8 protein-coding genes and 2 tRNA genes are annotated in these 11,066 nt (G+C 45.7%); 9 read left to right on the plus strand and 1 reads right to left on the minus strand.

What is annotated here, in order from left to right; all coding sequences use genetic code 11:
• Positions 1-80 precede the first annotated feature (80 nt).
• Entirely contained in the window at positions 81-1,067 is a 987-nt protein-coding gene (rpoS, locus tag R7Q39_RS08000) for an RNA polymerase sigma factor RpoS (RefSeq protein ID WP_005380887.1), read from the plus strand.
• Positions 1,068-1,149: 82 nt separating this feature from the next.
• On the opposite strand, the gene mutS is transcribed toward rpoS, so the two are convergent.
• Positions 1,150-3,711 (minus strand): DNA mismatch repair protein MutS, encoded by a 2,562-nt coding sequence (gene mutS, locus R7Q39_RS08005; RefSeq protein ID WP_064354301.1) that lies wholly within the window; start codon positions 3,709-3,711, stop codon positions 1,150-1,152.
• Positions 3,712-3,795: 84 nt separating this feature from the next.
• On the opposite strand from mutS, the gene pncC reads away from it, so the two are divergent.
• The 8 genes from pncC (at position 3,796) to R7Q39_RS08045 (ending at position 11,066) form a co-directional block, all read left to right on the plus strand.
• Positions 3,796-4,278, plus strand: a complete 483-nt coding sequence (gene pncC, locus R7Q39_RS08010) for a nicotinamide-nucleotide amidase (RefSeq protein WP_017633544.1) — start codon at positions 3,796-3,798, stop codon at positions 4,276-4,278.
• A 200-nt stretch (positions 4,279-4,478) separates the two neighbouring features.
• On the plus strand, positions 4,479-5,522 hold the full coding sequence (gene recA, locus R7Q39_RS08015) for a recombinase RecA (protein WP_005380874.1): 1,044 nt from the start codon (positions 4,479-4,481) through the stop codon (positions 5,520-5,522).
• 127 nt (positions 5,523-5,649) lie between these two features.
• Positions 5,650-6,117, plus strand: coding sequence for a recombination regulator RecX (recX, locus tag R7Q39_RS08020; RefSeq protein WP_017633543.1), 468 nt, complete (start codon positions 5,650-5,652; stop codon positions 6,115-6,117).
• Between the two features lie 142 nt (positions 6,118-6,259).
• On the plus strand, positions 6,260-8,842 hold the full coding sequence (gene alaS / locus R7Q39_RS08025; RefSeq protein WP_005383801.1) for an alanine--tRNA ligase: 2,583 nt from the start codon (positions 6,260-6,262) through the stop codon (positions 8,840-8,842).
• Positions 8,843-9,054: 212 nt separating this feature from the next.
• Entirely contained in the window at positions 9,055-10,242 is a 1,188-nt protein-coding gene (locus R7Q39_RS08030) for an aspartate kinase (RefSeq protein WP_005383803.1), read from the plus strand.
• A gap of 92 nt (positions 10,243-10,334) precedes the next feature.
• Positions 10,335-10,532: a carbon storage regulator CsrA gene (gene csrA, locus R7Q39_RS08035; RefSeq protein WP_004415691.1), complete on the plus strand. Its 198-nt coding sequence runs from the start codon at positions 10,335-10,337 to the stop codon at positions 10,530-10,532.
• A gap of 334 nt (positions 10,533-10,866) precedes the next feature.
• Positions 10,867-10,958: transfer RNA gene (locus R7Q39_RS08040), tRNA-Ser, on the plus strand.
• A 31-nt stretch (positions 10,959-10,989) separates the two neighbouring features.
• Positions 10,990-11,066: transfer RNA gene (locus R7Q39_RS08045), tRNA-Arg, on the plus strand.

An 11,066-nucleotide genomic window follows, 5' to 3' on the forward strand; every position in this document is an offset into this window, starting at 1 on the left:
AACTTTGAAAAACAACTTGCGACATCATTTAGCGACATATTGAGTTGTCATGTCTTGCTAACTCGCCAGGGGGAGGCGTTATGAGTATCAGCAACACAGTAACCAAAGTTGAAGAGTTTGCATTTGATAATGCGTCAGTGAAGACCATTGATAACGAACTCGAAAGATCATCATCCACAGAAAGCAAAGCGACTGCGCGTGAAGAATTTGACGCGAGCAGTAAAAGCTTAGATGCAACTCAGTTGTATTTGGGCGAAATTGGCTTCTCACCTTTACTTACTGCCGAAGAAGAAGTGCTTTACGCAAGACGCGCCCTACGTGGCGACGAAGCGGCACGCAAACGTATGATCGAAAGTAACCTACGTTTGGTTGTTAAGATTTCTCGTCGATACAGTAACCGTGGTCTAGCACTACTTGATCTGATTGAAGAAGGTAACCTCGGCTTGATCCGAGCGGTCGAAAAATTCGACCCAGAACGTGGTTTCCGTTTCTCTACTTACGCAACGTGGTGGATCCGACAAACGATAGAGCGAGCGTTGATGAACCAAACTCGCACGATCCGTCTACCTATCCATGTAGTGAAAGAGCTGAACATTTATCTGCGTACTGCGCGTGAACTTTCTCAAAAGCTCGATCACGAACCGACCGCAGAAGAAATTGCTGCTCAATTAGATATTCCAGTCGAAGACGTAAGCAAAATGTTACGCCTTAATGAGCGTATTAGCTCTGTCGACACGCCAATCGGTGGTGACGGTGAGAAAGCGCTGCTGGATATTATTCCTGATGCAAACAACTCTGATCCAGAAGTTTCGACTCAAGATGACGACATCAAATCATCGTTGATTCATTGGTTAGAAGAGTTGAATCCGAAACAGAAAGAAGTGCTTGCACGTCGCTTCGGCCTACTAGGCTACGAGCCTTCGACGCTGGAAGAAGTTGGTCGAGAGATTGGCCTGACACGTGAGCGAGTACGTCAAATACAAGTGGAAGGTTTGCGTCGTCTTCGTGAAGTCCTAATCAAACAAGGTTTGAATATGGAAAACTTGTTTAACGTAGAAGACGATTAAATAATCCGTATTCCACTAGATACGCAAAAGGCTATGGTTCCCCATAGCCTTTTTTCTTTTTTGCTCCTTGGTGTGAGTCTATTTACAGCATCCTTTTCAAGCGATACAGCTCTTCAAGAGCTTGGCGTGGCGTTAAGTCGTCAGGATCAATACCTGACAGAGCTTGTTCGACCTCGCTAGGCTCTGGAATCAGGCTCAACTGGTTAGCCACATCTACTGCACTTGGACGCGGTGTGTCACTGTTTTGCCCCAGTTGCTCTAGCTGAGATAGCTTGTTACGCGCATTTTTGATGACCGTTTTTGGTACGCCAGCTAAGCCCGCAACAGCCAAGCCGTAAGACTTACTTGCCGCACCTTCTTGAACTGCGTGCATAAAGGCAATGCTGTCTCCATGTTCTACGGCATCCAAGTGAACGTTCGCTAAGCTTGGCAGTTGGTTCGGTAACTCTGTTAATTCGAAGTAGTGAGTTGCAAATAGGGTCATCGCACCAATTTGTGTTGCGAGCCATTCCGCACTTGCCCAAGCTAAAGAGAGACCGTCGTAAGTACTAGTACCGCGTCCGATTTCATCCATTAGCACCAAACTGTTCTTAGTTGCGTTGTGAAGAATATTGGCTGTTTCGGTCATTTCTACCATGAAGGTCGAGCGGCCAGATGCAAGATCATCTGACGCACCAATACGAGTAAATATACGATCTAAAGAACCAATCTGTGCGGATTCTGCCGGTACATAAGAGCCGATATGTGCCATCAATGCAATCAGCGCAGTTTGACGCATGTAGGTTGATTTACCACCCATGTTTGGACCGGTGATGATCAACATCTTACGGGCTGGGTTAAGCTCAATTGGGTTCGCGATGAACGGCTCTGTTGTTACTTGTTCTACGACTGGATGACGACCAGCTTGAATGTGAATTCCTGCGTCTTTCACAAGCGTTGGGCGGCAGTAATCTAACGAATCTGCACGCTCTGCTAGGTTTTGTAATACATCCAGTTGAGACAGGGCAGAAGCTAGGTTTTGCAGCTTCTCAAGGTTTGGCATCAATAGATCAAACAGTTCTTCCCACAACTGTTTCTCAAGTGCTAACGCTTTAGATTTCGAGTTAAGTACTTTGTCTTCGTGTTCCTTAAGCTCTGGGATGATGTAGCGTTCAGCGTTTTTGAGTGTTTGGCGACGTACATAATGCGGTGGAACCAAATGGCTCTGGCCACGGCTTACTTGGATAAAGAAGCCATGAACGTTGTTGTAGCCTACTTTAAGCGTATCGATACCGTGTCGTTCACGCTCATCTCGCTCAAGCTGCTCAAGATATTCTGTTGCACCGTCTGCCAATTTTCGCCATTCATCGAGCTCCGCATTGTAGCCTTCAGCGATGACGCCACCATCACGAATAACAACCGGCGGATTTTCTTTAATCGCGCGCTCTAACAGGTCACATACTTCGTCAATCGGAGCTGCATACTTCGCCAATTTCGTTAGGTACGGATGGGTCAAAGAAGCGGTGACAGATTCTAGCTCTGGTAGCTGTTGCATGGCATTGCGAAGTCTAGCCATATCGCGAGGGCGAGCAGAGCGTAATGCAAGGCGCGCTAAGATACGTTCAATATCACCAATTTGCTTTAACGTTGGTTGAAGATCAGCAAACAGAGCTTGTTCTTTAATCTCACCAATCGCATCAAGGCGATTGTTTAACGTTTCAATGCAACGCATAGGCTGATGCAACCAACGCTTCAGCATTCGGCTGCCCATCGGAGTTGCACAATGGTCGAGTACTGCAGCGAGCGTGTTATCGGTTCCGCCTGCTAGATTTTGAGTAATTTCCAGATTACGTCGGGTAGCAGCATCAAGGATGACGGATTGATCCTGATGATCAAACGTTAAAGAGCGAATATGAGGTAAAGCCGTACGTTGAGTATCTTTTACGTACTGGATCAAACAACCAGCAGCACATAACCCTAAGGACGCATGTTCTACACCAAAACCAACCAGATCTTTTGTGCCAAATTGTTGATTGAGTTGTTGCTTAGCCGTATCAAGCTCAAACTCCCAGACTGGGCGACGACGGTTACCATTGCGGCTCGCCATTAAATGTACAGGTTCAAAATCTTCTGGGAACAGTAGCTCACGTGGTGCGGTACGTTGAAGCTCGGCTGTCATCGCTTCTTCAGTTTCTGGTTCTGTCAGTTGGAAGCGACCAGAGGTGACATCCAGCGTCGCATAACCGAACTTACCGTTGTGATGGTAAATTGCTGCGATTAAGTTATCGACACGCTCAGAAAGCAGCGCCTCATCCGTCACTGTACCTGGTGTCACGATACGCACAACTTTACGTTCTACTGGGCCCTTGCTGGTGGCCGGATCGCCAATCTGTTCACAGATCGCCACAGACTCACCAAGCTGAACAAGTTTTGCCAGGTAGCCCTCTACGGCGTGAAATGGCACACCCGCCATTGGGATAGGTTCACCTGCAGACGCACCACGTTTGGTCAATGAAATATCAAGAAGCTGAGAAGCTCGCTTGGCATCATCGTAAAAGAGTTCGTAGAAATCGCCCATGCGGTAGAACAGCAAAATCTCTGGGTTCTCAGCTTTTAGCTTGAGGTATTGCTGCATCATCGGAGTGTGTTTTTGTTCAGCTTTCACAGGTAAGTTCTTTTGTTTATTTCCGTAGCGGCTTAGGATACGTGAATCCCTATCAAGTAAAAAGAGACAAAGGGCATTTTGGCTATGGAAAAAACAACAAAATTGAGTGCCGATTTAGGCGCATTATTGGCTAAACACGGGCATCTTTTAACGACCGCAGAATCATGCACTGGTGGTGGTGTTGCAACCGCCATTACTGACATTGCTGGTAGTTCAGCGTGGCTTGACCGTGCGTTTGTCACCTACAGTAATGAAGCGAAAATGGAGATGCTTGGTGTGCAAGCTTCAACGTTAGAAGCGCATGGTGCAGTGAGTGAGCCAGTTGTGATTGAAATGGTGCAGGGTGCAATTAAAAACTCCAATGCGACCATCGGTGTGTCCATCAGTGGTATTGCAGGGCCGGGTGGTGGCAGTGAAGAGAAACCAGTCGGCATGGTCTGCTTTGCTTTTGCTGATAACCAAAGTTGGCAGCAAGTCGAAACCATGCATTTTACTGGTGACCGTGCAGAAGTTCGCAAAAAAGCGGTCGAGCATGCGCTGACTCAATTGTATCAACATCTACTCTAGAATTTCTTAAATTGTTTTAGCCCAGCATTGATAAGGGCTAGAGCAAATCACGACTTTAGGTCAGCCAAATTTTTTTCATACAGGTATGGACACTGTATGAATCAACAGTATAATAACTTTCATTGCTGAGCAGTTCTTCTGCTTAAGAAAAATGAATTACTATTCGTCGCCCAAAGAAGATGAATAAATCGGAGAAAGTAATGGACGAGAACAAACAGAAAGCGCTCGCCGCTGCGCTAGGTCAAATTGAAAAGCAATTCGGTAAAGGCTCTATCATGCGCCTTGGTGATAACCGCGCAATGGACGTAGAAACCATCTCAACGGGTTCTCTTTCTCTTGATATCGCTTTGGGTGCTGGTGGTCTACCAATGGGTCGTATCGTAGAAATCTACGGCCCAGAATCTTCAGGTAAAACAACATTAACCCTTGAGCTTATTGCTGCTGCGCAACGTGAAGGCAAAACGTGTGCGTTTATCGATGCAGAGCACGCTCTAGATCCTGTATACGCGAAGAAACTTGGCGTAGATATCGATGCATTGCTGGTTTCTCAGCCAGACACAGGTGAGCAAGCGCTAGAGATCTGTGACGCACTTGCACGTTCTGGTGCTATCGATGTTATGGTTGTCGACTCTGTTGCAGCGCTAACACCGAAAGCAGAAATCGAAGGCGAAATGGGCGATAGCCACATGGGTCTGCAAGCACGTATGCTTTCTCAAGCAATGCGTAAGCTAACGGGTAACCTAAAGCAGTCTAACTGTATGTGTATCTTCATCAACCAAATCCGTATGAAGATTGGTGTGATGTTTGGTAACCCAGAAACAACAACAGGTGGTAACGCACTTAAGTTCTACGCTTCTGTTCGTCTAGATATCCGTCGTACTGGCGCAATCAAAGAAGGTGACGAAGTCGTAGGTAACGAAACGCGCATCAAAGTTGTTAAGAATAAGATTGCAGCACCATTTAAAGAAGCAAACACACAAATCATGTACGGCCAAGGCTTTAACCGCGAAGGTGAACTTGTCGATCTAGGTGTGAAGCACAAGTTAGTTGAAAAAGCCGGTGCTTGGTATAGCTACAATGGCGATAAGATTGGTCAAGGTAAAGCGAATGCGTGTAACTACCTGCGTGAGCATCCTGAAGTGGCTAAAACTATCGATACAAAACTGCGTGAAATGTTGCTAGCGCCAGCACTTGCGGAAGCGCCTGAAGCTGGTGAAGCGCCAGAGCAAGCTGAAGAGTTTTAATCTCTCATAGATTAATAAATGACAAAGCCCTGCAATGCGGGGCTTTGTTGTATCTATTGAAATCAAAAATCGAATTATCACAAAGGCCATTGAGAGCCTGTACAGCAAAAATACTTTTAGGATCATCATGTACCAAAAACGCCAGGCGCCAACATTATCGAGCAAAGAGGCAGCTATCCAATTGCTTAGCCGTCGCGATCATGGTCAGTATGAGCTTTACCAAAAATTATCGATGAAGGGCTATGAAGAATCAGACATCGACATCGCAATTAATTTTTGCCTAGACCATAACTATTTAGATGATTTACGTTACGCGAAGAGTCAAATTAGACAGCATGTATACAAAGGACATGGAGAGCGTCGAATTCGTCAAGAGTTAAACCAGAAGCGTGTTGCGGAATCGGTGATTGAGCAAGCTATGGCTGAAGAGCCGCAAGATTGGTTTGAACTGGCTAAACAGGCGGCAGAAAAGAAATTCAAAGGTATTAAAGCCAAAGACCAAAAAGAGTACGCAAAACAAGTTCGTTTTCTGCAATATCGTGGCTACAGTTTTGACCAAATCAGCTACGCGCTGAGCTTTGAGGACGAAGATTAACGGTCAGTCGTTCGCACTGATTTTTGTTTTGCTTCAAATTTTTTCTCCTACTCCCTCTTTTCCTCAAGAAAACTAGTCTCAGCTGTTTGCATGATCTACAATACGGCAAAATTCTAACTCGACTATTTTCAGGAAGAGCTGCATGTACATGAGCACTGATGAGGTTCGTAACGCGTTCCTCAAGTTCTTTGAGAGCAAAGGACACCAAATCGTAGAAAGTTCATCGTTAGTTCCACATAACGACCCAACCCTGCTGTTCACAAACGCAGGTATGAACCAATTTAAAGATTGTTTCTTAGGCTTAGAAAAACGAGCCTACACTCGAGCGACTACGGCTCAGCGTTGCGTACGTGCAGGTGGTAAACATAACGACCTAGAAAATGTTGGCTTCACTGCTCGTCACCACACATTCTTTGAAATGTTAGGCAACTTCAGCTTTGGCGATTACTTCAAAGAAGATGCGATCTCCTTTGCTTGGGAATTCCTAACCGAAGTTCTTAAACTGCCAGCGGATCGTTTATTGGTAACTGTTTACGAAACCGATGACGAAGCGTTTGACATCTGGAACAAGAAAGTTGGCGTGCCCGCTGATCGTATTGTTCGCATTGGTGATAAAGAAGGCGGCAAGCCGTATGAGTCTGATAACTTCTGGCAAATGGGCGACACTGGCCCTTGTGGTCCATGTACTGAAATCTTCTACGATCACGGTGAGCACATCTGGGGTGGCCGTCCTGGCACGCCTGAAGAAGATGGTGACCGTTTCATCGAGATCTGGAACAACGTATTCATGCAGTTCAACCGTCACGCAGACGGCACTATGGAACCGCTACCAAAACCATCGGTAGATACTGGTATGGGTATCGAGCGTATCTCTGCAATCATGCAGGGCGTTCACTCAAACTACGAAATCGATGTGTTCCAAGCTCTTATCAAAGCAGCAGCAGAAGTGATCGGTTACGAAGACCTATCAAACCAATCACTACGCGTTATCGCTGACCACATCCGTTCATGTTCATTCCTGATCGTGGATGGCGTTATGCCTTCAAACGAAGGTCGTGGTTACGTATTACGCCGTATCATCCGTCGTGCAGTTCGTCACGGTAACAAGCTGGGCGCACAAGGTGCATTCTTCCACAAGTTGGTTGGCGTTCTAGCTGACATCATGGGTACGGCTGGTGAAGAGCTGAAGCGTCAACAAGCTGTGGTTGAAAAAGTACTGCGTATCGAAGAAGAAAACTTTGGTCGTACACTTGAGCGCGGTATGGCGATTCTAAACGAAGCACTAGATAACCTAGACGGTAAAGTACTGGACGGCGAAACCGTATTTAAACTTTACGATACTTACGGCTTCCCAGCTGACTTAACTAACGACGTAGCACGTGAGCGTGAATTCGCAATCGACGAAGAAGGTTTCGAGAAAGCGATGGAAGAGCAGCGTCAACGTGCGCGTGAAGCGGGTAACTTTGGTACTGACTACAACGCAGCAATCAAAGTTGATACGCAAACAGAATTCTGTGGTTACACAGCTACTAAAGGCTCTAGCTCTGTAGCTGCGATGTTCGTTGAAGGCAACGAAGTAGATTCACTATCTGCGGGCGACAAAGCAATCATCGTACTTGGTGAAACGCCATTCTACGCAGAGTCAGGCGGTCAGTGTGGTGACGCTGGTGAAATCCGTACTGAGTCTGGTGTATTCCACGTTGAGGACACTCAAAAACTAGGTAACGCAATCGCGCACCACGGTGTAATGGCAGAAGGCGTTCTAGCGAAAGGTGATGAAGTAGCAACTATCGTTGACGCAGAGCGTCGCGCAGCTATCTCTCTAAACCACTCAGCAACGCACTTGCTACACGCAGCACTACGCCAAGTTTTAGGTGAGCACGTAACGCAGAAAGGCTCATTGGTGAAGGCAGACAACCTACGTTTCGACTTCTCGCATCTAGAAGCCGTAACTGCAGCAGAACTGAAAGAAGTTGAGCGTCTAGTTAACGCGCAAATTCGTCGCAACCACACGATTGAAACCAACGTGATGGACATTGAGTCAGCTAAGAAGAAAGGCGCAATGGCTCTATTCGGCGAGAAGTACGATGACGAAGTACGCGTACTGTCTATGGGTGACTTCTCGACAGAGCTTTGCGGTGGTATTCACGCATCAAGCACAGGTGATATTGGCCTATTCAAAATCACTTCAGAAAGCGGCATTGCTGCAGGTATTCGACGTATTGAGGCGGTAACAGGCGAGGCTGCATTAGACGCGATTGAAGCTCAAAACGCGAAGTATGAAGAGAAACTGGCAGAATCTGCACAGAAAGCAAAAGCGCTAGAGAAAGAAGTGCAGAAGCTAAAAGATAAGATGGCGGCAGCAGAAAGCGCTAACATCATGGGCAAAGCGGTTGAAGTCAATGGTACAAAAGTTCTAGTCGCAGCTCTTGAAGGCGCTGACAGCAAGAACCTACGTACTATGGTTGATGACATCAAGAACCAAATGGGGTCTGGTGTCGTACTGCTTGCTAACGTAACAGGTGACAAGGTTGGCCTGATTGCTGGTGTGACTAAAGATCTAACTGGTAAAGTAAAAGCTGGTGATCTAGTTAAGATGATTGCTGAGCAAGTCGGTGGTAAGGGCGGTGGTCGTCCTGACATGGCTCAAGCTGGTGGTACTGATGTAGCCGCACTACCAGAGGCAATTAAAACAGTTCAGCCTTGGTTAGAAGAGCGCTTATAAGCTTTTAACTACTAAAATTACGCTCAATCAAGTTTCTTTGATTGAGCGTAATTTTTTTTAGCAGCCAAGTGGTTTAATTGACCAAAAGTTAACCGAGTCATTTAGGCTATTTGGTTTTTGTTGTAACTACTGCTTATATAATTTTTCTAAAAGGAAATACTGACGATGTAAGCAGTTCTAAAGAGACTTCGGTCTTGGGAAGGTGAAGACTGGTGAAAAAGCCCCTTATCGTGCAAAAGTTTGGCGGAACCTCAGTGGGTTCAATTGAAAGAATCCACCAAGTTGCTGAACACATCATTAAGGCGAAAAATGATGGCAATCAAGTTGTTGTTGTCGTGTCTGCAATGTCAGGCGAAACAAACAGACTGATGGACCTCGCTAAACAGATAGATAGCGTGCCTACAGCTCGAGAACTTGATGTTTTGCTCTCTGCTGGTGAGCAAGTGTCAATGGCACTGTTAGCAATGACACTCAATAAATTGGGTCATGCTGCACGCTCGCTTACCGGAGCACAGGCGAATATTGTGACGGATAATCAACACAATGACGCAACGATTAAACACATTGATACTAAGACAATTCTGGGATTGCTTGAGCAAGACCAAATCGTGATTGTTGCAGGCTTTCAAGGTGTGAATGAGAACGGGGATATCACCACATTAGGTCGAGGTGGCTCAGATACGAGCGCTGTGGCACTGGCAGGCGCATTGCGCGCTGATGAGTGTCAAATCTTTACCGACGTTGATGGTATTTATACTTGTGACCCACGTGTAGTGAAAAACGCGCGAAAATTGGCGGTTATCGATTTTCCTTCCATGGAAGCGATGGCAAGCCGAGGCGCGAAAGTATTACATTTACCTTCAGTGCAATTTGCATGGAAGAATAATGTGCCACTGCGCGTGCTTTCGACATTTGATGTTAATGAAGGCAGTCTGGTAAAGGGGGAGTTAGGCAATCAAGCCGTCTCTGGTATAGCCATTCAACGTGACCTTGCCATAATCGAAGTCGATAAAGAACATTTATCTAGTGCTACAAAACAATGTCAGATGTTGGGTATCGACATTTGGAATGTGATCGAGGAAACAGAACGGGCAGGCATCATGATAAAACAAGATGCATGTGCCAAGTTCGATCTGGTGTTCAGCGACAAAATCCGTAATAGTGAAGTGGTAAGCCTGTTGACCGCAGTGGGGCTTGAGGCCAATGGAATGGTAGAGCACGCATGCGATTTGTTGGCAAAGCGAGATATTGAGATCAATTTCAGCGCAACGAATGCACTCACTATGATGCTAGTTTTAGCACCCGAATGTGTGGATACAGCAGCAAACATTCTGCATGATGCTTACATTACGTCTAGTGAAGCATTAAACATTCAACAAAAACATGCCTTTTTAGGCTGATTTTCGCTAACAAGGTAGTTTACGAAAATATAACTTTTGTTGGATAATAGCTTTGTAGCAAGAAAATTTAGAGATTACTCAAGGAGCAAAGAATGCTAATTTTGACTCGCCGCGTAGGCGAAACACTGATGATTGGTGATGAAGTGACTGTAACTGTACTAGGTGTTAAAGGTAACCAAGTGCGTATCGGCGTTAACGCTCCGAAAGAGGTTTCAGTTCACCGTGAAGAAATCTACATGCGCATTCAAGCTGAAAAAGGCAATGGCAACGTTGCTTCAGGTAACTACTAAGTCGCTCCTGTTTACAGAGCTTAGTTTGAATGAAAAAGGCTAACCGAAGGGTTGGCCTTTTTAGTTTTTACTGTTTTTGAAAATTTGCAGAAACTATTGTGTTGAGTATGGCTGTGAATTCATCAATAATGTTGATTCGAACTTCAGAAAGTTATTTGAAAATAAATGTCTTTTTTTCAGAGAAGACTCTCTTTTTTTCATCATAATAGAGTGATAAAGTTCGTTTAATAGTCACTTTGATTAAATCAGCAACGGTTAAGCCAGTTTCGTAGATTTTTTCAAAGAAAGTGTTTGACATATTTTCGGTAAAACGTAATATGTGCCTCCGCAAGACGGTGAGGTGGCCGAGAGGCTGAAGGCGCTCCCCTGCTAAGGGAGTATACGGTTTATCCCGTATCGAGGGTTCGAATCCCTCCTTCACCGCCATTCTTGCAACGTTGATTTATCAACAAAAAGTGCGTCCTTAGCTCAGCTGGATAGAGTACCTGGCTACGAACCAGGCGGTCGGAGGTTCGAATCCTCCAGGACGCGCCA

Source organism: Vibrio sp. 947 (assembly GCF_033339115.1).
Classification (GTDB): domain Bacteria; phylum Pseudomonadota; class Gammaproteobacteria; order Enterobacterales; family Vibrionaceae; genus Vibrio; species Vibrio alginolyticus.